23 protein-coding genes are annotated in these 22,409 nt (G+C 74.2%); 14 read left to right on the top strand and 9 right to left on the bottom strand.

The genetic code is table 11. The features are described 5' to 3' along the window. Positions 1-77: 77 nt before the first annotated feature. From V5D56_RS17205 to V5D56_RS17185, 5 genes are all read left to right on the top strand, one after another. Positions 78-1,082 carry a carbohydrate ABC transporter permease gene (locus V5D56_RS17205; RefSeq protein WP_435736494.1) on the top strand — a complete coding sequence of 335 codons (1,005 nt, stop codon included), beginning with the start codon at positions 78-80 and terminating at the stop codon, positions 1,080-1,082. 83 nt (positions 1,083-1,165) lie between these two features. Next, positions 1,166-1,948, top strand: coding sequence for a carbohydrate ABC transporter permease (locus V5D56_RS17200; RefSeq protein WP_435739065.1), 783 nt, complete (start codon positions 1,166-1,168; stop codon positions 1,946-1,948). Further along, positions 1,945-3,639, top strand: coding sequence for a glycoside hydrolase family 3 N-terminal domain-containing protein (locus V5D56_RS17195; protein ID WP_435736493.1), 1,695 nt, complete (start codon positions 1,945-1,947; stop codon positions 3,637-3,639). The genes V5D56_RS17200 and V5D56_RS17195 overlap by 4 nt, the downstream gene beginning before the upstream one ends. Then, positions 3,636-4,919 carry an anhydro-N-acetylmuramic acid kinase gene (locus V5D56_RS17190; RefSeq protein ID WP_435736492.1) on the top strand — a complete coding sequence of 428 codons (1,284 nt, stop codon included), beginning with the start codon at positions 3,636-3,638 and terminating at the stop codon, positions 4,917-4,919. The genes V5D56_RS17195 and V5D56_RS17190 overlap by 4 nt, the downstream gene beginning before the upstream one ends. Next, entirely contained in the window at positions 4,916-5,866 is a 951-nt protein-coding gene (locus tag V5D56_RS17185; RefSeq protein ID WP_435736491.1) for an N-acetylmuramic acid 6-phosphate etherase, read from the top strand. Before V5D56_RS17190 ends, V5D56_RS17185 begins: the two co-directional genes overlap by 4 nt. Before the next feature lie 19 nt (positions 5,867-5,885). On the opposite strand, the gene V5D56_RS17180 is transcribed toward V5D56_RS17185, so the two are convergent. Then, positions 5,886-6,662, bottom strand: a complete 777-nt coding sequence (locus V5D56_RS17180) for a YggS family pyridoxal phosphate-dependent enzyme (protein ID WP_435736490.1) — start codon at positions 6,660-6,662, stop codon at positions 5,886-5,888. Positions 6,663-6,750: 88 nt separating this feature from the next. Here V5D56_RS17180 and V5D56_RS17175 point away from each other — a divergent pair, with 88 nt between their 5' ends. Next, positions 6,751-7,149 (top strand): YccF domain-containing protein, encoded by a 399-nt coding sequence (locus V5D56_RS17175; protein WP_435736489.1) that lies wholly within the window; start codon positions 6,751-6,753, stop codon positions 7,147-7,149. A 69-nt stretch (positions 7,150-7,218) separates the two neighbouring features. Here V5D56_RS17175 and ybaK read toward each other — a convergent pair whose 3' ends face one another. Both ybaK and V5D56_RS17165 read right to left on the bottom strand, forming a co-directional pair. Continuing rightward, on the bottom strand, positions 7,219-7,722 hold the full coding sequence (ybaK, locus tag V5D56_RS17170) for a Cys-tRNA(Pro) deacylase (protein ID WP_435736488.1): 504 nt from the start codon (positions 7,720-7,722) through the stop codon (positions 7,219-7,221). A 35-nt stretch (positions 7,723-7,757) separates the two neighbouring features. Beyond that, positions 7,758-8,498, bottom strand: a complete 741-nt coding sequence (locus V5D56_RS17165; protein ID WP_435736487.1) for a VIT1/CCC1 transporter family protein — start codon at positions 8,496-8,498, stop codon at positions 7,758-7,760. Positions 8,499-8,560: 62 nt separating this feature from the next. On the opposite strand from V5D56_RS17165, the gene V5D56_RS17160 reads away from it, so the two are divergent. The 3 genes from V5D56_RS17160 (at position 8,561) to V5D56_RS17150 (ending at position 10,673) form a co-directional block, all read left to right on the top strand. Then, positions 8,561-9,193: a GNAT family N-acetyltransferase gene (locus V5D56_RS17160; RefSeq protein WP_435736486.1), complete on the top strand. Its 633-nt coding sequence runs from the start codon at positions 8,561-8,563 to the stop codon at positions 9,191-9,193. 56 nt (positions 9,194-9,249) lie between these two features. Further along, positions 9,250-10,155, top strand: a complete 906-nt coding sequence (locus V5D56_RS17155; RefSeq protein ID WP_435736485.1) for a GNAT family N-acetyltransferase — start codon at positions 9,250-9,252, stop codon at positions 10,153-10,155. Between the two features lie 107 nt (positions 10,156-10,262). Then, positions 10,263-10,673, top strand: a complete 411-nt coding sequence (locus V5D56_RS17150; RefSeq protein WP_435736484.1) for a carboxymuconolactone decarboxylase family protein — start codon at positions 10,263-10,265, stop codon at positions 10,671-10,673. 33 nt (positions 10,674-10,706) lie between these two features. On the opposite strand, the gene V5D56_RS17145 is transcribed toward V5D56_RS17150, so the two are convergent. Continuing rightward, positions 10,707-13,415, bottom strand: a complete 2,709-nt coding sequence (locus V5D56_RS17145; protein ID WP_435736483.1) for a DEAD/DEAH box helicase — start codon at positions 13,413-13,415, stop codon at positions 10,707-10,709. 95 nt (positions 13,416-13,510) lie between these two features. Here V5D56_RS17145 and V5D56_RS17140 point away from each other — a divergent pair, with 95 nt between their 5' ends. Continuing rightward, positions 13,511-14,104 (top strand): YdeI/OmpD-associated family protein, encoded by a 594-nt coding sequence (locus tag V5D56_RS17140; RefSeq protein ID WP_435736482.1) that lies wholly within the window; start codon positions 13,511-13,513, stop codon positions 14,102-14,104. Positions 14,105-14,135: 31 nt separating this feature from the next. On the opposite strand, the gene V5D56_RS17135 is transcribed toward V5D56_RS17140, so the two are convergent. Continuing rightward, entirely contained in the window at positions 14,136-14,954 is an 819-nt protein-coding gene (locus V5D56_RS17135) for a phosphotransferase (protein WP_435736481.1), read from the bottom strand. A gap of 126 nt (positions 14,955-15,080) precedes the next feature. Between V5D56_RS17135 and V5D56_RS17130 the strand changes: the two genes are divergently transcribed. Next, entirely contained in the window at positions 15,081-15,551 is a 471-nt protein-coding gene (locus V5D56_RS17130; protein WP_435736480.1) for a peptidoglycan-binding domain-containing protein, read from the top strand. On the opposite strand, the gene V5D56_RS17125 is transcribed toward V5D56_RS17130, so the two are convergent. Next, entirely contained in the window at positions 15,529-16,419 is an 891-nt protein-coding gene (locus V5D56_RS17125; RefSeq protein WP_435739064.1) for a 3-methyladenine DNA glycosylase, read from the bottom strand. The two genes, V5D56_RS17130 and V5D56_RS17125, sit on opposite strands and share 23 nt — an antisense overlap. 262 nt (positions 16,420-16,681) lie before the next feature. Between V5D56_RS17125 and V5D56_RS17120 the strand changes: the two genes are divergently transcribed. Beyond that, entirely contained in the window at positions 16,682-17,692 is a 1,011-nt protein-coding gene (locus V5D56_RS17120; protein ID WP_435736479.1) for a hypothetical protein, read from the top strand. Positions 17,693-17,791: 99 nt separating this feature from the next. On the opposite strand, the gene V5D56_RS17115 is transcribed toward V5D56_RS17120, so the two are convergent. The 3 genes from V5D56_RS17115 to V5D56_RS17105 are packed head-to-tail and all read right to left on the bottom strand — an operon-like array spanning position 17,792 to position 20,476. Next, positions 17,792-18,172 carry an MmcQ/YjbR family DNA-binding protein gene (locus V5D56_RS17115; protein ID WP_435736478.1) on the bottom strand — a complete coding sequence of 127 codons (381 nt, stop codon included), beginning with the start codon at positions 18,170-18,172 and terminating at the stop codon, positions 17,792-17,794. Between the two features lie 45 nt (positions 18,173-18,217). Further along, a complete protein-coding gene (locus V5D56_RS17110; protein WP_435736477.1) occupies positions 18,218-19,273 on the bottom strand; it encodes an aldo/keto reductase in 1,056 nt (351 codons plus the stop codon). A gap of 9 nt (positions 19,274-19,282) precedes the next feature. Then, complete coding sequence (locus tag V5D56_RS17105) at positions 19,283-20,476, bottom strand: heparan-alpha-glucosaminide N-acetyltransferase domain-containing protein (protein WP_435736476.1); 1,194 nt, start codon at positions 20,474-20,476, stop codon at positions 19,283-19,285. A 122-nt stretch (positions 20,477-20,598) separates the two neighbouring features. Here V5D56_RS17105 and V5D56_RS17100 point away from each other — a divergent pair, with 122 nt between their 5' ends. Together V5D56_RS17100 and V5D56_RS17095 are read left to right on the top strand one after the other, a co-directional pair. Then, the gene (locus V5D56_RS17100) at positions 20,599-21,492 is read left to right on the top strand and encodes a class I SAM-dependent methyltransferase (RefSeq protein ID WP_435736475.1); all 894 of its coding nucleotides are present in this window, start codon (positions 20,599-20,601) and stop codon (positions 21,490-21,492) included. Between the two features lie 38 nt (positions 21,493-21,530). After that, the gene (locus V5D56_RS17095; protein ID WP_435736474.1) at positions 21,531-22,313 is read left to right on the top strand and encodes a fumarylacetoacetate hydrolase family protein; all 783 of its coding nucleotides are present in this window, start codon (positions 21,531-21,533) and stop codon (positions 22,311-22,313) included. Positions 22,314-22,409 lie beyond the last annotated feature (96 nt).

Below are 22,409 nucleotides of genomic sequence, written 5' to 3'. Positions count from 1 at the left end.
CCGCGACCCGGCGCCCGTCGTCTCGCCGGCAACCCTCCGCACGGCCGCCGCGCCCCGCACGACACGCAAGGACGACCATGGCAGACCTGAGAGCCGCTCCCGGCGCCTCCGTGGACCCCGCAGGACCGGGGACCCCGGCGCCGTCGGCCACCACCCCGACCTACCCTCCCCGCCGCCGACCAGGGCGCGGGCACCGGTCCGCGCTGCGGCCCTGGCTGCTGCTCGGCCCGGCGCTCGTGGTGCTCGGCGTGCTGCTCCTGTGGCCGCTCGTGCGGGTCGTCCTGCTGTCCCTGCAGGACTACGGGCTGCGGCAGATCGCGAGCGGCGAGTCGAACTGGATCGGGCTGCAGAACTACGCCGACATCCTCGGCGACAGCTACCTGTGGACCGTCGTCCTGCCGAACACCGTGCTCTTCGCGCTCGCGTGCGTCGTGCTCACCGTGGTGCTCGGCACGGCGGTGGCGCTGTTCCTCAACACCCTGGGACCGGTGTGGAGGGGTCTCGGCGCGACGGCGATCATGGTCGCCTGGGCCGTGCCCGCCATCACGGGCACGTACGTGTGGATCTGGATCTTCGACCCGCTCAACGGCCTCGTCGCCTCCGTCCTCGAGGGCGTCGGCGCGATCGAGCCCGGGACGGTGAACTGGTTCACCGAGCGGCTGTCGTTCTACGCGATCGCGACGCTCAACGTCGTGCACCACGGCTTCCCGTTCGTCGCGATCACCGTGCTCGCCGGCCTCATGACCATCCCGCACGAGCTGCACGAGGCCGCCAAGGTCGACGGTGCGTCGGCGTGGCGCCGCTTCTGGTCCATCACCGCGCCGATCCTGCGCCCGGTGTTCGCGGTCGTGACGATCCTGTCGACCATCTGGGACTTCAAGGTCTTCACGCAGATCTATCTGATGCCCGGCGGCAACGGCGGCAACAAGGACGTGTTCAACCTCGGCGTGTGGTCGTACATCGAGTCGTTCGCGCAGGGCAAGTACGGCATGGGCTCGGCGATCGCCGTGCTCCTCACCCTCATCCTGCTCGGCATCACGCTCGTGTACCTGCGCACCCTGTTCAAGGAGGAGGAGCTGTGAGCGCCCCGACCCTCGACCGCGAGGCGCAGGTCCTGCGCGCGCACCGCCGCCGGCCCGGGTCCGCCGCGGCGAAGACCGCCGGCATGGTCGCGCTGCTGCTGTTCTCGCTGTTCCCGGCGTACTGGATGTTCTCGTCCGCGATCGACCCCGAGGCCGCGACGCGCGGCGCCCGGCTGCTGCCGGCGGGCGTCACGTGGGACAACTTCCTCACGGTGATCGACGACGGCGGCTTCGGCCAGTACCTGCGCAACTCGGTGCTCGTCGCCGTCGGCACGGTGCTCGCGTCGTCGATCATCGCGCTGCTCGCGGCCGTCGCGGTCAGCCGCTTCCGCTTCCGGTTCCGCCGGTCGATGCTCGTCCTCATCCTCATGGTGCAGATGGTGCCGCTCGAGGCGCTCGTCATCCCGCTGTTCCTCCAGATGCGCACCCTCAACATGCTGAACTCGCTGCTCGGGCTGACGGTCGTCTACCTGGCGTTCGCGCTGCCCTTCGCGATCTGGACGCTGCGCGGGTTCGTCGCGGCGGTGCCGGTCGAGCTCGAGGAGGCCGCGTACCTCGACGGCGCGTCGTGGGGCCGGATGTTCTGGAGGATCCTCGTGCCGCTCGTCGCCCCCGGCGTCGTCGCGACGAGCGTCTTCTCCTTCATCACCGCGTGGAACGAGTTCATCTTCGCGCTGACGTTCCTGCAGCAGTCGAGCAAGTACACGGTGCCGATCGGCCTGCAGAAGTTCTTCGGCGAGAACACCACCGACTGGGGCGCGGTCATGGCCGCGTCGACGATCATCACGCTCCCCGTGCTGATCTTCTTCGTGCTCGTCCAGCGCAACCTGTCGTCGGGCCTCACCGCCGGGTCGGTGAAGGGATGAGCGCCGCGACCGCGTCCGAGGACGTGCTGCGCGCCGTGAACGGTGTCCTCCTGCCGGGATTCACGGGCACCGACGAACCACCGGCGTGGCTGCTCGGCGCCGCCCGGCACGGGCTCGCGGGCGTGCTCTACTTCGGGCACAACACGCCCGACGTCGCGACCACCGCGCGCCTGTCGGCGCGGCTGCGCGAGGTCGCGCCCGACCTGCTGATCGCGGTCGACGAGGAGGGTGGCGACGTGTCGCGGCTCGAGGCGGTGACAGGCTCCGGGATCCCCGGCAGCGCGGCGCTCGGTGTCGTCGACGACGTCACGCTCACGGAGACGGTCGGCCGGGCGCTCGGACGCCTGCTCACCGCGACGGGCGTCGACCTCGACCTCGCGCCCGACCTGGACGTGAACTCCGACCCGGACAACCCGGTGATCGGCGTGCGCTCGTTCGGCGCGGACCCGACGCTCGTCGCGCGGCACGGCGCCGCCTTCGTCCGGGGCCTGCACGCCGGCGGAGTCGGGGCGTGCGGCAAGCACTTCCCCGGTCACGGTGCGACGAACGTCGACTCCCACCTGTCCCTCCCGGTCGTCGACGCGAGCCTCGACGAGCTCCACGCCCGCGACCTGCCGCCGTTCGCGGCGACCGTCGGGGCCGCCGCCGCACCCGAGGAGCGGCTCGACGCGGTCATGACCGCGCACCTCGTCGTCCCGGCCCTCGGCGCGCTGCCCGGGACGATCGAGCCCGCCGTGGCGCAGCTCGCCCGCTCGCTGGGGTTCGACGGCCCGATCGTCACCGACGCGCTCGACATGGGAGCCCTCGCGGCGTACGCGGGCGCACCGCACGACGCGGGCGAGGTCGCCGTCCGCGCGATCGAGGGCGGCGCCGACCTGCTCTGCCTCGGGACCACGGTGGGCCGCGACGACGAGACGCTGTTCCGGCAGGCGCAGGACGCCCTCGTCCGCGCGGTCGCCTCCGGCCGCGTGACGCTCGACCGGCTGCGGGCGTCCGCGGCGCGCACCGCCGGGGCCCTCGCCGCGATCCGGACGCGCCAGGCAGCGTCCGGCGAGGTCTGCTCGCCCGAGGCGGCCCTCGCGGCGCTCGCGGACCTCGAGAGCGTGGGGGCGGACGCCGCCGCTCGTGCCGTCCACGTCCTCGCGGTGCATGACTCCGGCGTCGCGACGGGGCAGCACGGAGCGCGCGCGACCGGGCCGACCCCGAGCGGACCGCCGCCGCTCCCGCTGACAGGCGTGCCCGACGTCGTCGACCTGCGCCTGCGCTTCGACCACGCCGCAGGCCGCACCGCGCAGCACGTGCAGCGCGCGCTGGACGAGGCGTTCACCCCGGGCGTCGTGCGGCACCTGAGGCCCGCGGGCGACGACGCGTGGTCGCGCGTCCTCGCCGACGTCACCGCCTCCGACCGGCCGCTCGTGGTCCTCACGCGCGAGCCCGTGCCGGGCTCGCGCGAGCGCGCGCGCCTCGACGCGCTCCTCGCGGCGCGGCCGGACCTGGTCGTCGTGCACACCGGGTTCCCGGGCGCCGCCGAGCAGTGGTTCAGCCCCCCCGGAGCGGGCGGCACCATGCCCGCCGCGGTGGTCGTCGCGTGCGGGACCGGACGCGCGAACGCACGGGCCGCCGTCGGGCTCCTCGTCGGAGCCGGACCCCGCGACGTGGCCGACCGCCCCGACGCGGAGGTGACCCCGTGATCGTCCTCGGTCTGTCCTCCGGCACGTCGGTCGACGCCATCGACGCCGCCGCCGCCGACCTCTCGCTCGCCCCCGACGGCGTGCTGCGGATGCGGCCGCTCGGCCACACCGAGTACGCCTGGCCGGCGGCGCTGCGCGAGCGGATCCTCAAGGCGCTCCCGCCCGCCGCGGTCGACGTCGCGGAGGTCGCACAGCTCGACACGCTCATCGGCCAGGAGCTCGGGCGCGCCGGGCGTCGCGCGATCGACGACGTCGCGGGCGGGGACGCCGACCTCGTCGCCTCCCACGGGCAGACGATCTACCACTGGGTCGTCGGGGCGAGGACGCGCGGGACGCTCCAGCTCGGCAGCGCCGCCTGGATCGCCGAGCACGTCAAGCGGCCGGTGGTCAGCGACTTCCGCGTCGCCGACGTCGCGGCCGGCGGTCACGGCGCCCCGCTCGTCAGCGTGCTCGACGCGCTGTGGCTCGGGAGCGACCCCGCCGCGCCGGACGACGGACTCACGGCGGCGCTCAACGTCGGCGGCATCGCGAACGTCACGCTCGTCGGACGGGTCGACGACCCGGTCACCGGCTGGGACACCGGCCCCGGCAACTGCCTGCTCGACGTCGCCGTCGCCGAGCTCACCGACGGCCGGCTCGCGTACGACCGCGACGGCGCGCTCGCGGCGCAGGGCACGGTCGACGAGGTCGCGCTCGCGGCGCTGCTCGACGACCCGTACTTCTCCGCGCCCGCGCCGAAGTCCACGGGTCGAGAGCTCTTCGACGCCACGTACGTCCGGCGTCGCCTCGCCGCGGTGCGGCCCGATCTCACGGGGCCGGACCTCGTCGCGACGATCACCGAGCTCACGGCCGCGAGCGTCGCCGACGCGCTCGCAGGCCGCGACGTGCGCCGCGTCGTCGTCTCTGGCGGCGGCGCGCGCAACCCCGTGCTGGTGGAGCGGCTGCGGGCCGCGCTCGACCGGCGCGTCCACCCCGGGTGCGCCGTCGTGACGTCGGACGAGCTCGGCCTGCCGGTCGACGCCAAGGAGGCCTACCTCTTCGCGCTGCTCGGGTTCCTCTCCGCGCACGGACTGCCCGGCACCGCGCAGGGTGAGCACCGGCGTCGGGCGACCGGGGCGCGGCGCGCCGTCGTGCTGGGTTCGCTCACGCCCGCGGGACCGCTGCCGTGGCCCGCCGCGACGACGCCCGTGCGCCGGATGGTCCTCACCAGCTCGCCGCGGGGGCTCGTCCCGCGGGATCCGGGCCCGACGCCGGGACCGACGAAGGGAAGCACCCGATGACCGACCCCACGACGACCACGGAGGACTGGCACGACCTGCTGCGCCTCGCGTCGCCGACCGAGGAGCGCAACCCCCGCACCACGGACGTCGACCTGCTGCCGACGGCGGACGTCGTGCGCCGCATCACGGACGAGGACGCGACGGTCGCGGACGCGGTGCGAGCGCAGCAGGACCGGATCGCCGAGGCGGTCGACCTCGCGGTCGAGGCGCTGCGAGCCGGCGGACGCGTGCACTACGTGGGCTCCGGGACGTCGGGACGGCTCGGCGTGCTCGACGCGGTCGAGCTGCTGCCGACCTACGGCGTGGGGGAGGAGTGGTTCGTCGCGCACCTCGCGGGCGGGGTCGGGGCCATGATGCTCGCGGTCGAGGGCGCCGAGGACGACGTCGAGCTGGGTCGGCGCGACGTCGACGCCGTCGGCCCGCACGACGTCGTGGTGGGTCTCGCCGCGAGCGGCCGCACCCCGTACGTGCGCGGTGCCCTCGACGTCGCGCGGGAGCGCAGCGCCCGGACCGTGCTCGTGTCGGCCAACCCGCACGCGACGCTCGCGCACGGCGTGGACGTCGCGATCCTCGTGGACACCGGGCCGGAGGTCGTCACGGGATCGACGCGCATGAAGGCCGCGACCGCGCAGAAGCTCGTGCTCAACACGTTCTCGACTGCGACGATGATCCGGCTCGGCAAGACGTACTCGAACCTCATGATCGACGTGCGCCCCACCAACCAGAAGCTGCGCGCCCGCATCGTGCGCATGCTCGTCCAGGCGACCGGGCTCGAGCCCGAGGCGTGCGAGGAGGTGCTGCACACCGCGGACGGCGAGGTGCACGTCGCGCTCGTCATGCTGCTCGCCGGTGCCGACGTCGACGAGGCGCGCGACGCGCTGCGGGGCGACGGCGTCGCCGGCGTGCGCGACGCGCTCGCCCGGCTGGGAGCCCTGCCCCTGCACTGAGTTCCGGGCCCCGCTCGTCCTACCTCGGCGACGGAACCGTGTTGTCCGGCGGGGCGGGCCGTGGGCCGAAGACGGCGGTCCCGACACGGACGATCGTCGCGCCCTCCGCGATCGCGAGCTCCAGGTCGCCGGTCATCCCCATGGAGAGGTCACGGGCCGTCTCGCTCCCCGGCGCACCCGAGCGCACGACGGCGTCCCGCACCTCGCGCAGTCGCGCGAACCCAGCGCGCACCAGCGCTTCGTCCGGCGAGTTCGCGCCGATCGTCATGAACCCCGTGAGCCGCAGCCCCGGGAGCGCGGCGACGTCGTGCGCGAGGCGCGGGGCGTCGTCGGGCACCACCCCCGCCTTCGACGTCTCGCCCGACACGTTGACCTGGACGAGGACGTCGAGCGTGCGGTCGTCGCGCGCGCAACGGGCCGACAGCGCCGCGGCGAGCGCGAGCGAGTCGACGCTCTCGACGCCCGAGGCCGTCGCGAGCACCTGGTTCACCTTGTTCCGCTGCAGATGGCCGATCATGTGGACCTCCACGCGCCCGGCGGCGACGAGGTCCGCGATCTCGGGCGCCTTGGCCACGAGCTCCTGGACCCGGTTCTCCCCGACGAGGTCGACGCCCGCCGCGACGACGGCGCGGACGGCCTCGGCCGACTGCGACTTCGTCGCGACGAGGAGCCGGACGCCGGACGGCTCGCGTCCCGCCGCGCGGGCCGCCGCGTCGATCCGGGACCGCACCGCGGCGACGTTCTGCGCGACGCGTCCGGCGAGGTCGAGGGACGAGGAGGAGACGGCGTCGGGCATGCGGACCAGTCTAGGTTTGGTGCCGCTCAGGGTCGGGCCAGGGGTCTCCCCGATGCTGGGCGTGGGCGTCGTGCGCGAGGATGGGCCGGTGAAGACCCTGCTCAACATCATCTGGCTCGTGCTCGCCGGCTTCTGGCTCGCGCTCGGCTACGTCGCCGCGGGCATCATCTGCTGCGTGCTCATCGTCACGATCCCCTTCGGCATCGCGAGCTTCCGCATCGCGGGGTACGCGCTGTGGCCGTTCGGGCGCACGGTCGTCGACAAGCCGACGGCCGGGGCGTGGTCGACGATCGGCAACGTCATCTGGGTGATCGTCGCGGGCATCTGGCTCGCGATCGGGCACGTCGTCACCGCCATCCCGCTGTTCGTCTCGATCATCGGCATCCCGCTGGGCATCGCGAACCTCAAGATGATCCCGGTCTCGCTCCTGCCTCTGGGCAAGGACATCGTGCCGACGGACGCGCCGTTCGCCGCCTACGGCAACTGACGCCCGCGCGAGGTAGAACGTCCCGTCGCGAGGTAGAACGCCCAGCGTTCTACCTCGCGACCGCGGGTTCTATCTCGCGATCGGGGCCGTGGTGCCGGCCGTGAGGCGGAGCAGGTCGGCGGAGGAGAGGCCGACGTCGAGGCCCCGCCGCCCGCCCGAGACGTAGACGACGTCGAACCCGAGCGCGCTCTCGTCGAGCACCGTGCGGTGCCGCTGCTTCTGCCCGAGCGGCGAGATGCCGCCCACGACGTACCCCGTCGCCCGCTCGGCCGCCGCGGGCTCGGCCATCGTCGCCTTCTTGCCTCCGGCGGCGTGCGCGAGCGCCTTGAGGTCGAGCTGGCGGTCGACGGGCACGATGCCGACGACGAGCGGGCCGCCGTCGACCGTCGCGAGCAGCGTCTTGAACACCTGTTCCGGTGCGGCGCCGATCGCGGCGGCGGCCTCCATCCCGTAGCTCAGGTCGCTCGACGGGTCGTGCTCGTACGGGTGCAGCGTGTACGCGACGCCCTCGCGGTCGAGGAGCACGACGGCGGGCGTGCCGGCGTGCGCGGACGACTTCGACTTCTTGGCCACGGACCGATTCTGCCCCAGCGATGACGGCAGCGCGGCTACACGTTCACGTCGACGAGCGAGCCGATCCCGTAGGTGACGGCCATCGCGAGCGCGCCGCCGACGACGGTCCGGACCGTGGCGCGACGGGTCGGGGCCTGGCCCAGCCGGGCGGACCCCCAGCCCGTGAGGACGAGGGCGAGGACGACCGCGACGAAGGTCACCGGGACGCGCCAAGGCGCCGGCGCGAGGAGGACGGCCGCGAGCGGGAGCAGCCCGCCGACCGTGAACGAGGCGACCGAGGCGCCCGCGGCCTCCCAGGGGCTCGTCAGCTCGTCCGGGTCGAGGTGCAGCTCGGCGTCCGCGTGCGCGGCGAGCGCGTCGCGCTCCGTGAGCTGGACGGCCACCTCCCGCGCGAGGTCCGGCGTGAGCCCTTTCGCCTCGTAGAGCCCGGCGAGCTCGTCGAGCTCCTGGGCGGGCATCTCCGCGAGCTCGCGGCGCTCCGTGGCGAGCAGCGCCCTCTCCGTGTCGCGCTGCGTGCTCACCGACACGTACTCGCCCGCGGCCATCGAGAGCGCGCCGGCGAGGAGCGCCGCGCCGCCGGCCGTCGCGATGACCGGGATCGACGTGCTCGTCGCCGCGACCCCGACGACGACGCCGGCCGTCGACACGATCCCGTCGTTCGCCCCGAGCACCCCGGCCCGCAGGCGGTTGAGCCGGCTGCCCGTGCTCTCCCGGTCGTGCGGCTCGCCGGTGTGCGGCATGCCGCTGCCGGCACCGGGGGGTGCGACGTCGTCCATGGGGCCACGGTAGGTGCTGCGCCACCGGGCCCGTGGGGGACGCGCGGCGTAGCGTCGGGCGCGTGACGAGAGCGACCGTGCCGCAGGGCGTCGTCGACGTGCGGCCAGCGAACGAGGCGAGCTGGGACGACCTCGTCGCCGTGTTCGGCGAGCGGGGGTACCCGGCGGCGTGCTGGTGCCAGCGGCAGGTCCTCGGTGATCGCGTCTGGTACGCCACCCCGCCCGAGGAGCGTGCGCGGCTGCTGCACGAGCAGACGAGCTGCGGCGACCCCGACGCGCCCGCGACGAGTGGTCTCGTCGCCTACCTCGACGGCGAGCCGGTGGGGTGGGTCGCGGTGGGGCCTCGGCCGTCGTACCGGCGCCTGCGCGGCAGCCCGGTGCCGTGGAAGGGTCGTCCCGCGGGAGGCGAGCAGGACAAGGACGACCCGGAGGTGTGGGCGGTCGCGTGCTTCGTCGTGCGAGCGGGGTTCCGCGGCCTCGGTCTGACGTACGACCTCGCGCGCGCCGCCGTCGGCTTCGCGCGCGAGCGCGGCGCGGCGGCGGTCGAGGGCTACCCGATCGTCGAACCGTCCGGTGCGCCCGTGACGTGGGGCGAGAACTCCGTGGGCAGCGTCCAGGCGTTCCGCGCCGCGGGCCTCGAGGAGGTCGCGCGCCCGACGACGCGGCGCCGGGTCATGCGCCTCGACCTGCGCTGAGCGCAGCGTCAGGAATCAGGGCGCGAGCGGACGTCGTCGTGGTGTGTGATCGGCCCATGACCATCGTGACAGCGACCCCGGACGTCGACGGCCTCGGGGAGGTCGTCGACGTCCTGCGGTCGTGGCAGGACGACGACGAGCCGTTCCAGCTCCACCCCGGTGACCTCGGGTGGTTCTGGCGGTTCGGGGCTGACGCGACGGCCGGGGCCGTCCGCACGTGGCGCCGGGACGGGCGCCTGGTGGCCGTCGGGCTGCTCGACGGCCCGGACCTGCTCCGTGTGGCCGTCGCTCCCGACGCGCTGGACGACGTCGCGCTGGCCGAGCGGCTCGTCGAGGACGTGTCGCACCCCGGGCGCGGCGTGCTGGGGGAGGGGGCGGCGTCCGTCGAGGCACCCGTCGGGGCGCTGGTCGACGTGCACCTGGCCGCCGCCGGCTGGCGTGCCGACGAGCCGTGGGCGGTGCTGCGGCGCGACCTCGCCGCGCCGGTGGAGGACCCGGGGATCCGGGTCGAGGACGTGGGTCCGGACCGGGTGCCCGTGTGGACCGAGGTGCTGCGCGTGTCGTTCGACGGGTCGACGGCCACGGACGAGCGCTGGTACGCGATGGCGGCCGGGCTGCCCTTCACCGACGCGCGGTGCCTCGTCGCGTACGACGGCCCGGCGTCCGCGTCTGCGTCGCTGAACGGGACAGCGGTGGCGGTCGTCGCGGTGTGGTCCGCCGGCCCCGGGCGGCCCGGCCTGATCGAGCCGATGGGGGTGCACCCGGGCCACCGCGGTCACGGCTACGGGCGCGCGGTCACGACCGCCGCCGCGAGCGCCCTCCATGGGCTGGGCGCGTCCAGCGCCGTCGTCGCGACGCCTCGCTCTCTCGTCGCCGCCGTCGCGACCTACGAGTCGGCGGGGTTCCGCCGTCTGCCTGATCGGCGGGACCGTCGTCGCGACGACGGCGCGCGGAACGCCTGACGCTCTTGACGCGAGGTGTGCTGCACCCCCTAGCCTGCTCGGCGTGATGCAGGGGATGCAGCGTCGCTCCTCCGTGTCCCCTGACGGAACCGACCGAAGGAGCGACCATGGACGAGGCGACGACCCGCACAGAGCGCTACGAGCACGGCAGGGCGCTGTTCGACGCGGTCAGCGGCCCGACGGGCGCCGCGGGCATCGACGCGCTGGCGGACGTCTCTCCCGAGCTCGAGCACCAGGTCTCGGCCTGGGCCTACGGCGAGATCTACGCCCGCCCCGGCCTGGAGCCCAGGGACCGGCAGCTCGTCACGCTCGGGATGCTGACCGCGCTCGGCGGCTGCGAGCCGCAGCTCGAGATCCACGTCAACGCCGCGCTGGACGCCGGGCTCACACCGCCGGAGGTCGTCGAGGCGCTCCTGCAGTCGGCGGTCTACTGCGGCTTCCCACGCGCGATCAACGCGACGACCGTCGCGAAGAAGGTCTTCGGCGAGCGGGGGCTGCTGCCCGTCGCGGCGGTGTAGCGCGGGCGATCGGGCGTCTCTGCTCGGGGGGCTCTAGAGAGGGCCGACGGCGAGGACCGTGATCACGGGGGCGCCGGCCTCGTCGCTCGCCGCGAGGTCGACCGACGCGGTGATCGCCCAGTCGTGGTCGCCCGCCGGGTCGTCGAGCACCTGCCGGACCAGCCACGTGCCCGTCGGGACGACACCGCCGGGCGCGTGGTCCGCCGTCGGGCCCTCGTGGCCCGGCGGGACCTCCCCGCCCGCCTCGACCACCTGGAACAGCGCGGCGGCGCGCGCGCTCGGGCCGATGCCGACCGCGTCGTCGCCCTGCGCGTCGAACAGCGGGTCGAGCGCGTCGCCCCACGCGTCGGCGTCCCAGCCGCTCGCGCCGTCGAGCGCGGCGAGCGCCCGGTAGTCCTCGCGCGCGGCGAGCTCGACGCGCCGGAACATCGCGTTGCGCACGAGGCGGCGGAACGCGCGCGGGTTGCCGGTGACGGGCCGTGCCGGGGCCTCCTCGCCCGTCCCCGAGAGCGGCCCGTCACCCACGAGGTCGTCGGCGTCGTCGTCGACCGGGCGCGACAGCCGCTCCCACTCGTCGAGCAGCGACGAGTCGGTGCCGCGCACGACCTCGCCGAGCCACTCGACGATCTCGTGCACGTCCTCCGTCCGGTGCTCCTCGGGCACCACCTGGCGCAGCGCGCGGTACGCGTCGGCGAGGTAGCGCAGCACGACGCCCTCCGTGCGCTCGAGCCCGTACACGGACACGAACTCCGTGAACGTCATGGCCCGCTCCACCATGTCGCGCACGACGGACTTCGGCGAGAGCTCGGCGTCGGCGACCCACGGGTTCGTCCGCTTGTACATCGCGAAGGCGGGCGCGAGCAGCTCCTCGAGCGGCTTCGGCCAGGTGATCTCCTCGAGCAGCGCCATGCGCTCCTCGTACTCGTAGCCCTCGGCCTTCATCGCGGCGACCGCCTCGCCCTTCGCGGCGTTCTGCTGCGCGTAGAGCACCTGGCGCGGGTCGTCGAGCGTCGCCTCGATGACGGAGACGACGTCGAGCGCGTGGCTCGGGCTCGCGACGTCCAGGAGGTCCAGGGCGGCGAGCGCGAACGGCGAGAGCGGCTGGTTGAGCGCGAAGTCGCGCGGCACGTCGACGGTCAGCCGCACGCTCGGACGGTACCCGGCGGGGCGCGTGGCGTCCGGGACGCGCACACGCTCGACGATCCCCGCGACGCGCAGGGACCGGTAGACGCGGAACGTCTGACGCACGTGCTCACGGCGCTGGGACTCGGAGTCGTGGTTCGCGAGGAGCAGGTGCGCCATCGCGGCGACCGGGTCCTCACCGCGCTGCGAGCGCGCGAGCACGTTGAGGACCATCGCGTGCGTGACGCGGAAGTGGCTCGTGAGGGGCTCGGGGTCGGCGTCGCGCAGCCGCTCGAACGTCGCGTCGGTCCAGTTCACGGACCCCTGGGGCGCCTTCTTGCGGACGATCTTCTTGAGCTTCTTCGGGTCGTCGCCGGCCTTGGCGAGCATCTTGCGGTTCTCGATGACGTGCTCGGGGGCCATGACGAGCACCTCGCCCACGGTGTCGTAGCCGGCGCGACCCGCGCGGCCCGCGATCTGGTGGAACTCGCGCGCGGTGAGGTGGCGCATGCGCTCGCCGTCGAACTTCACGAGGCTCGTGAGCAGGACCGTGCGGATGGGCACGTTGATGCCCACACCGAGCGTGTCCGTGCCGCACACGACCTTGAGCAGGCCAGACTGCGTGAGGCGCTCGACGAGGCGCCGGTACTTCGGCAGCATGCCCGCGTGGTGCACGCCCACGCCGTGCCGCAGGAACTTGCTCAGCGTCTTCCCGAAGCCCGTCCCGAAGCGGAAGTCGCCGAGCTCGGCGGCGATCGCGTCCTTCTCGGCCCGCGACGCGACGTTCATGGACAACAGCGACTGTGCGCGCTCGACCGCGTCCTTCTGCGTGAAGTGCACGACGTACACCGGCGAGCGGCGCGTCGTCACGAGCTCCTCGATGACCTCGGTGAGCGGCTCGACGACGTAGGAGAAGTGCAGGGGCACCGGGCGCTCGGCCGTCGTGACCTCGGCGACGGGCCGCCCGGTGCGCTCCTCGATCTCCTCGACGAAGCGCGACGTGTCGCCGAGCGTCGCGGACATGAGGAGGAACTGCGTGTCCGTCAGCTCGAGCAGCGGCACCTGCCAGGCCCAGCCGCGCTGCGGGTCGGCGTAGAAGTGGAACTCGTCCATGACGACCTGGGAGATCGCGTGGTCGTCCGCACCCGGTCGGCCGTCGGTGTCGCCCGCGCCGCGGCGCAGCGCGAGGTTGGCGAGGATCTCGGCGGTGCAGCAGATGATCGGCGCGTCCGGGTTCACCGCCGAGTCGCCGGTCATCATGCCGACGTTCTTCGACCCGAACGCCGCGACGAGCGCGAAGAACTTCTCGCTGACGAGCGCCTTGAGAGGCGCCGTGTAGTAGGTGCGGCCCCCTCGTCCGGAACGGTGCGCCGCGAGCGCGGCGAACTGCGCGCCCATCGCGACGAGCGACTTCCCCGAGCCGGTGGGCGTCGCGAGGATCACGTGCGACCCGGACACGAGCTCGATGAGCGCCTCGCTCTGGTGCGGGTACAGCTCCAGGCCCTGCTCGGTCGCCCACGTCGTGAAGCCCTCGTACAGCGCGTCCGGGTCCGGGGCGCCACCCGTGGGCGCGGGGACGTGGGCGAGCAACGAAGGGGTCCGGCCGGTCGTGGTGGTCACAGGGAGAGTCTGTCAGGTGGCTCGACGGCGGACCGCCCTGGCGTCACCGTGCGGCACCGGGCACGCTGGAGCCTCCACCGACGACGGAGGCGCACGTGACCGACGAGTACCGCGGGCGGCCCGCGTTCCACGCCGAGACACCCGCGGCGTGGCGCGCCTGGCTCGCCGAGCACCACGACGACGCCGACCCGGGCGTGTGGCTCGTGACGTGGCGCCGGGCGAGCGGTCGGGAGACGTTCGGGTACGAGCCCTGGATCGAGGAGGCGCTGTCCTACGGCTGGATCGACGGGCAGGCGTCGACCGTCGACGCCGACCGCCACGCGCTGTGGTTCACCCGACGCCGGCCCGGCAGCCGGTGGACCCGGCTCAGCAAGGAGCGCGTCGCGCGCATCGAGGCCGACGGACGCCTGACCGACGCCGGCCGTGCCGTCGTCGAGGCGGCACGGGCCGACGGGTCCTGGACCCGGCACGACGACGCCGAGGCGCTCGTCGTGCCCGACGACCTCGCCGCGGCGCTCGCGGACCGGCCCGCGGCACGCGAGCGGTTCGACGCCTTCACGCCGGGAGCACGACGCTCGATCCTGGGGTGGATCGTCGAGGCGCGCCGCGCGGACACCCGTGCGCGCCGCATCACCGAGACGGCCGACCAGGCCGCGCTCGGCGTCCCCGCCCACCAGCCGCGGCGGTGAGCGGCCCGCCTCCCACCGCTCGACGTGGGGGTCAGGACATGTCCCACAGGAGCCGGTAGAAGGCGATGCGCTCGGGGTCGGGCTCGACGCCGTAGCCCGCGTACACCTCGCCGTCGTACCCGGGGCCGTAGTTCCACTCGGTGCTCCAGGCCGCGACCGCGAGGTCGGCCCAGCGGTCGGCGACCCCCAGCGAGCCGAGGTCGACGTGCGCGGCGAACGTGCCGTCGTCGTGCAGGAGCGTGTTGGGCGCGCACGCGTCGCCGTGGCACACGACGAGGCGGTCGACGGCGGGCGGCGCGTCGAGCACGGACCGCGCCGCAGCGGCGGTGAGGCCGCGGTGCTCGGGGAACCACTCGTGCGGGCCGCTGCCCCCGGCGAGACGGGCGTCGGCCTGGGCGACCCGCACCTGGACTCCCCAGGCGAACGGGCACTCGTCGACGGGCAGCGCGTCGTGCAGGACGCGCAGGCCCCGACCGATCGCGCGCGCGGCCGTCGCTGGCTCGGCGACCCAGCGCGCGTCGACCGCCGACGTGCCCGTGAGCGCCTCGGTGACGAGCCAGTCGCCGTCGGCGTCCGTGCCGTGGTCAACGACGCGCGGGACCGCCGTGCGTCCGGCCGCCCACGCGAGGCGCGCGGCCTCGGCGGCGAGGTCGAGCTCGGGCGTCCCGGCGGCCACCCACTTGGCGTAGCGCGCGGGCCCGGACCCGTCGACGGGGTCGAGACGGAACGTCAGCCCGCCGAGCTGGTTGCGCCACACGGGCGTGACGACGTCGTGGCCCGCGAGCGAGAGGACCCTGCCCGGGACGGTGACGGGGCCGGTCGGGACCTCGGCGACGGGGAGGTGGTTCACGCGAGCGATCCTCGCACGGGTCGTGCGCGCCGCATCAGGCCTTCCGGGCGCCCCTCTCTCCGGGCGGGGGCGCGGACGCCTCTCGGCGGGCCGACCGCCGTGTCCGCGACCACGGGAGGGAAGACCATGACCACCGTCATCACGACACTGCCGCCGTGGCCGCGCGTGCGGCGCGGCGCGAACGGGCACCCCGTCCAGTCGGTCCAGCACCTGCTGCGGCATCGCGGGCACGACCTCGCCGTCGACGGCGTGCTCGGCCCGCTCACCGAACGCGCGGTGCGCGCGTTCCAGGGGTCGAGAGGCCTCGACGTCGACGGCGTCGTGGGCCCGGCGACGTGGGCGGCGCTCGTCGTGGTCGTACGCCGGGGGAGCGTCGGCGAGGCGGTGCGCGCGGTCCAGCGCGAGGCCGTCGCGCGCGACCTGTCGGGCCGGCCGGAGCCGGTGCTCGTCGTCGACGGGCAGTTCGGTCCCCGCACGCAGGCGTGGGTGCGCGCGTTCCAGGACGCGCTGCACGCGGGCTTCCCCGAGGTGCTCGTCGACGGCGTGGTCGGGCCCGTCACGTGGCGCTGCCTCGTCAGCGGGATGCTGTCCCACTGACCGCCTGGAGCGCCGTGCACACCGCGAGCAGGCGCTCCCGGAGCGCCTGACCGCGCTCGGCGAACACGCGCTGGTGGCGGACGTACTCGGCCTTGCCCTCCGGCGTCTCGATCGCGACGGGGGCGAGCCCGTAGGACGACACGTCGTACGGAGACGCCTGCATGTCGACGGCCCGCACGTCGCGCGCGAGCTCGAACGTGTCGAGCAGGAGGTCGCCCGGCACCGCCGGGCCGAGCTTCAGGGCCCACTTGTACAGGTCCATCGTCGCGTGCAGGCAGCCCGGCTGCTCGAGCGCGCGCTGGGTCTCGCGCGTCGGTGCCAGGCGGTTGAGCGGCACGGCGTCGGGCGTGAAGAAGCGGAAGGCGTCGAAGTGCGTGCACTGCACGGGGTGCGACGCGACGACGGCGTCGGTGCCCTCGTGGCCGAGCCGCAGGGGGAGCGGGTGGCGGTGGTCGCGCCCCGAGGCGCGGTCGCGGTAGACCATCGCCCACTCGTGCAGCCCGAAGCAGCCGAACCGCCCGGGGCGCGACGCCGTCGCGTCGAGGAGGTCGACGACGTACCGGACGGTGTCGCCGCGCTCGGCGAGGTAGGCCGGGACGTCGAGGGTCACGCCGTCCGGCGTCGGGCGGTACCAGCGCCACGTGGCACGCTCGCCCGGATCGGCCAGGACGACGCCTGCGCCCGGGTGCCAGCGGCGGAGCTGGGCCGGCCGGGTCGGGTAGTACGTGAAGAGGAAGTCCTCGATCGCGTGCTTCTCGCCGAGCGGCTTGCGGCGGCGCCAGCCCGCGGTGAAGGCGTCGGCCCGCTCGGCGTGCCGTCGCTCGGCCCCGTGCCACACGTCGGCGGGCACCACGTCGGCGGGCACCACGTCCGCGCCGACGGCGCGTGCGGACGCGGTCGGCAGCGGGGCGAGGTCGGTGGTGGGCACCACCCCAGGGTACGAGAACGGCGCCCGGCGGCGTGAGGCGCGGCAGAGATCACCCTGTGGACGATTGGGACCGGTGGCACCGATGCCGACAGAATGGGAGTGAACATGCCGTGAAGGACCGCGAGGGCCTGTCACGGCCCGTGAAGGCTCGTGAACGGCCAGCACCCATCGGATACACGCGGCGAGGCCGCGAAGGAGCATCATGACGCAGCCGCCCGCCGGCTCTCCCGACCCCTACTCGTACGACCCGTACCAGCCCGGCGGCTCGCCCTCACCGGACGCGTACGCGCCGCCCGCGGCGCCGGGCACGCCCGAGCAGCCCGCTGCCTGGGGTGCGCCGGCCGGCCAGCCGGAGCAGGCGCCGTACGGTGCCGCGCCGGGGTACGGCGCGCAGCCCTACGGCACGGAGGCCCCGGCCCAGCAGCCCTACGCCGCGCCGTACGGCGCGGGGGACCCGTCGCAGCAGCCCTACGGGACGCAGGGCTACGGCACGCCGGACCCGACGCAGCAGCCGCCCTACGGCGCCCCCTACGGCGGGTACCCGGGCTACGGGCCGCCCGCGCCGTCGACGACGAACGTGGTCGCGATCACGGGTTTCGTCCTCGCGATCGTCGGCCTGCTCGGGTGCTGGATCCCGGGCCTCAACATCGTCGCCGCGATCCTCGGCCTCGCCGGTCTGGTGCTCGGGATCATCGGGCTCACCCAGGTGAAGAAGGGCAAGACGGGCAAGGGGTTCGCCCTGTCGGCGATCATCGTCGGGGTGCTCGCGATCGTCGGGACGATCCTCACGTGGGTCGCCCTGTTCGTCTGGGCCGACTCCGTCAGCTCGGAGTACCAGCAGACGCTCTCGGAGATCGAGACGGACACGCAGCAGGACCTCGACCGCATGTCGGGCGACGCGACGGAGGACATCCTCGCGAACGACCTCGGGGTGGAGTTCGGTGCGTTCGAGGGCACCGCGGACGAGTACGGCTGGGTCGAGTCGTCGCTGCCCGTGACGCTGACGAACAACGCCGACGAGGCGATGATGTACGACCTCGACATCGACGCCGTCGCGGCTGACGGCACCGTGATCGAGTCCGACTTCGCCTTCACGGAGACGCTCGAGCCGGGTGCCACCGCGACGATCGAGGTCTTCGACTTCATCGACGCCGAGAACCTCGAGGCCATGAAGACCGCGACGTTCGAGGTGACGTCGGTCAGCCAGTACTGACCGGCCCGTCACGACGGCCCGCCCGGGTTCCGGGCGGGCCGTCGTCGTCTGCGGGGCTCCTGCCGACGGTCGTCCGGGAGGCCGACCCGCCCGGCGCGATCACTCCGACGCCGCGAGGTACTGCGCCGCGAGGCGCTTCGGGGCGCGCGCGAGCCACGCGTCCTGCACGACCTCCTCGAGCTCGGGGACGGGGACCCGGTCGAGCCGCGCCAGGACGATGGCGTAGCCGTCGAAGTGCGAGGTCGTGAAGAACGTCGCCGGGTCGTCGCCGAGCAGCGCCTGCTTCTCGCCCTCGTCGCTCACCCAGAACGCCAGCGGAGCGGCCTCGGGCGCGGCGTCGCCGAGCTCGGTGCGGTCCTTCGGTCGCAGGGGACGCTCCCAGACGAACGCCTTGCCGTGGACGCGCCACTGGTGCGGCTCGCCCTGCGCGGTGTCGGGCAGGACCGAGGCGATGCGGTCGACGTCGTCCCACGTGGCCATCCACCCACGGTAGGCCCGCACGCGGACGGACGGTACCCGTGACGATCAGAAGGGGGCGACCTGCGCGGCCGGCGGGAAGATGTCGTCGAGCTCGGCGAGCTCGTCCGCCGTCGCTGCCCACGCACCGGCGGCCGCGTTCTGCCGCACCTGCTCCGGCGTCGTCGCGCCGGCGATGACGCTCGACACCTGCGGGCGCGAGAGCAACCAGCCGAAGGCCACCTGGACCTCCGTGAGGCCGCGGACCTCGCAGAACGCGCTCAGGCGTGCCAGCGCCTCCCAGGGCGCCGACTCGAGCAGGTGCGGCTTGGAGCGCACCAGGCGGCCGTCGTCGGGCCGGGCACCGTGCGCGTACTTGCCCGTGAGCAGCCCGTTGGCCAGGGGGAAGTACGGCAGGACGCCCAGCCCGTACGCCTGCGCCGCGGGCAGCACCTCGAGCTCGGCCGCGCGGTCGACGAGGTTGTACTGGTTCTGCGCCGAGACGAAGCGCACCGTCCCGGCGGCGCGGGCCGTGAGCTCCGCCTCGGCGATCTGCCACCCGGCCCGGTTGGAGTGGCCGACGTACAGCACCTTGCCCGCGCGCACGAGGTCGTCGAGCGCGGCGAGGGTCTCCTCGATCGGCGTGCGCGGGTCGGGCGTGTGGAACTGGTACAGGTCGATGTAGTCGGTGCCGAGGCGGCGCAGGGAGCCCTCGACGGCGCGCACCACGTAGCGTCGCGACCCCCGCGCGTCGAAGTCCGCCCCGGCCGCGCCGCGCATCGACATGCCGAACTTCGTCGCGACCACGACGTCGTCGCGGCGCGAGCCGAGGGCGCGGCCGAGGAACTCCTCGCTGCGTCCCGGCTCGGCCCCGTAGGTGTCCGCGGTGTCGAAGAACGTGATCCCCGCGTCCAGGGCGGCGTGCACGACGGCGCGGCTGCCCTCGTACGTCGTCGTCGCCGCGTTCCCACGGCCCAGGTTGTTGCAGCCCAGCCCGGTGGCGGACACCGCCAGCCCCGATCGGCCGAGGCGGCGCAGCTCCGGCCGCCCGGCGGCGTCCGGAGCGTCCGGTGCGTCGGGTCCCGGCGTCGAGACGGGCTGGTCGGTCGGTCCCTGGGTCGTCATGCGCCGACCCTACGACGCACCGTCCGGCTTCGCGGGAGGGGTGACCGCCGACGCCCGTCCGGCCACCCACGCGAACAGGCGCTCGAGCGGGCCACGGCCGAACGCCCAGCGCCACGCCATCGCGACGGCCAGGGTGACGAGCACGAGGACGAGCAGCGGGCCGTTCGTCGTCTGCTCGTAGGCGACGTCGCCCCAGAACCACAGGACGACGATCTGCGCCGAGTACACGCTGAGCGCCATCGCCCCCACGGCGGCGACGGGAGCCAGCACCCACCGCCCGACGCGCCCCACGAACAGGCACAGGCCCAGCACCGCGACGGCGAACCCGCCGGACCCGACGACCTCGGGCAGGGTGTCGGAGTGCGGGCCGGCGAGCCACAGGTACGCGGACGTGGGCCACGGGTCCGACCAGGTGAGCGGTTCGGGCCGCAGGTCGCTCGACCAGGCCGCGGCGGCGTCCTCCACCGCCTGCGGTCCGCCGAGCGGCCCGACGACCGCCGAGGACACCCCGTACCCGATCACCGTCGCGAGCAGCCCGCCCGTGACGAGCAGCAGGCGCACGGGCGTCGAGGTCAGGTCGAGACGGCCGATCGCGAGCCCCGCGACGACGTAGGCCATCCACACGATCGCGGGGTAGTGGCCCGAGAGGAGGAAGTCGGTGAAGGCGCCCGACCCGTCCTCGGGCAGGTGCAGCCCGGCCCGCGCGAGGACCTCCGGCCCGTAGTAGGCGAGCACGGGGCCCACGAGCGCGATCGTGCCTGCGAGGACCGCGAGCCGGCCCGGCGACCAGCGCAGGAACGGCAGGGCCAGCACGAAGTACGCGGCGTAGAAGCCGAGGATGAGCAGCACGCGCGTGCCGAGGAGGTCGAGCAGGCCGACCAGGGCCAGCAGCAGCACCGCCCGCACCAGGATCCGCGTGCGCGCCTGGAGCATCGGCAGGCCGGTGACCGGCGTCCGCCCGCCCGAGACGATCGCGAGCGACACCCCGGCGACGAGCGCGAAGAGGATCGACGACCGGCCGTGCGAGACGTCGAGGAACGCGGCGACGCCGCCGGCGTCGACCGAGGTGAACCCGACGTGCGCCGTGAACATCCCCAGCACGGCGAGACCGCGCGCGACGTCGACACCCGCGACCCGACCCGGGCCACCGAGCAGCAGGTCGGTGTGCCGGCGGGCGAGGCCGGGCGTTGTGACGGCAGTCATGGGGGCGATTGTCCGACGCCGGGGCCCCGCGTGCGACGTCCGGCGCGCCGTTCTCGCGAGGCCGGCGCCCAGAGTGTGAGAACGGGGTCGAGAAGGCCAGCGGTCCGGCCTACCGTGCGGGTATGACGGAAACCCCTCTCAGCGGAGCCGACGCCGCAGACCCCCGCGGCGACGCCCCCACCGGGGCTGCCGGCTCCAACCCCTCCAAGGAGTCCGAGTCCTACACGCACGGCCACCACGAGTCCGTGCTGCGCTCGCACCGTTGGCGCACCGCGGAGAACTCCGCGGGCTTCCTCCTGCCGCACATGCGCGAGGGCATGAGCGTCCTCGACGTCGGCTGCGGCCCGGCGACGGTCACCGTGGACCTCGCCGAGCGCGTGGCCGGCGGGCGGGTCGTCGGCGTGGACGCGTCGGCCGCCGTGCTCGACAGCGCGCGAGAGCTCGCCGCGCAGCGCGGCACCGCGAACATCTCGTTCCAGCAGGCCAACGCCTACGAGCTGCCGTTCGCGGACGACACGTTCGACGTCGTCTACGCCCACCAGCTCCTGCAGCACCTGTCCGACCCGGTCGCCGCGCTGCGCGAGATGAAGCGGGTCGCCAAGCCCGGCGGGCTCGTGGCCGTGCGCGACGCCGACTACGCGGCCATGACCTGGTACCCCGAGTCGTCCGGCCTCACGGAGTGGAACACGCTCTACCACGAGGTCACGCACGCCTACGGGTACGAGGCCGACGCCGGTCGTCGCCTCTTCGCCTGGGTCCAGGACGCCGGGTTCGACGGCGCCGGCATCGTCCCGTCGGCGAGCACCTGGTGCTACGCGACCCCCGAGGACCGCACGTGGTGGGGCGGGCTGTGGGCCGAGCGCTGCGTCGCGTCCAACTTCGCGGTCCAGGCGCAGGAGTCGGCGCTCGCGGACGACGTCGCGCTCGAGCAGCTCGCGCAGGACTGGCTCCGGTGGGCCGAGGAGCCCGCGGGCTGGTTCGCGGTGCTCAACGGCGAGGTGCTCGCCCGGGCGTGACGCCGGGCACGACGGCGCGGGCCGGATAGCCTGGGCCCGTGCGCATCGCGAGATTCACCACCGGAGACGACCCCCGCTACGCCCTCGTCCAGCAGGAGGGGGACCGCACGTACCTCGCGGTCCTCACGGGCGACCCGCTGTACATGCCCGTGACGCCGACGGGGGAGCGGGTCGAGCTGGGCGACGGCGTGCGCCTCCTCGCGCCGGTCATCCCGCGCTCGAAGATCGTCGCGGTGGGGCGCAACTACGCGGACCACGCGAAGGAGATGGGCAACGACGTCCCGTCGAGCCCGCTGCTGTTCCTCAAGCCGAACACGTCGGTCGTCGGGCCGGACGACCCGATCGTCCTGCCCGACTTCTCGCAGGAGGTCTCGTACGAGGCCGAGCTCGCCGTCGTCATCGGCCGGCTCGCCAAGGACGTCACGCCGGAGGCCGCGTCGGCCTACGTGCTGGGGTACACGGTCGCCAACGACGTGACGGCCCGCGACGCGCAGCGCACCGACGGCCAGTGGGCCCGCGCCAAGGGCTTCGACTCCTCGTGCCCGCTCGGCCCGTGGATCGACACCGACCTCGACCCCGAGGACGTCGGCGTCCGCAGCCGCGTCAACGGCGAGACCAAGCAGGACGGCCGCACGAGCGACATGGTCTTCGACATCCCGTTCCTCGTGTCGTACGTCTCCGAGGCCATGACGCTCCTGCCCGGTGACGTCATCCTCACGGGCACGCCCGCGGGCGTCGGGCTCATCGACGTCGGTGACCGCGTCGACTGCGAGGTCGAGGGCATCGGCGTGCTGAGCAACCCGGTGGTCCGCCGGAGCTGACGGCCCGCCACGGCGAACGGCCGAGATAGAGCCTCTGTCGCCGAGATAGAGCCCTGGCCTGCGGACCACGGCTCTATCTCGCGGACCACGGTTCTC

The organism is Cellulosimicrobium sp. PMB13, assembly GCF_051294865.1.
Lineage (GTDB): Bacteria > Actinomycetota > Actinomycetes > Actinomycetales > Cellulomonadaceae > Cellulosimicrobium.
This window is presented reverse-complemented; position numbering and strand designations above follow the sequence as displayed.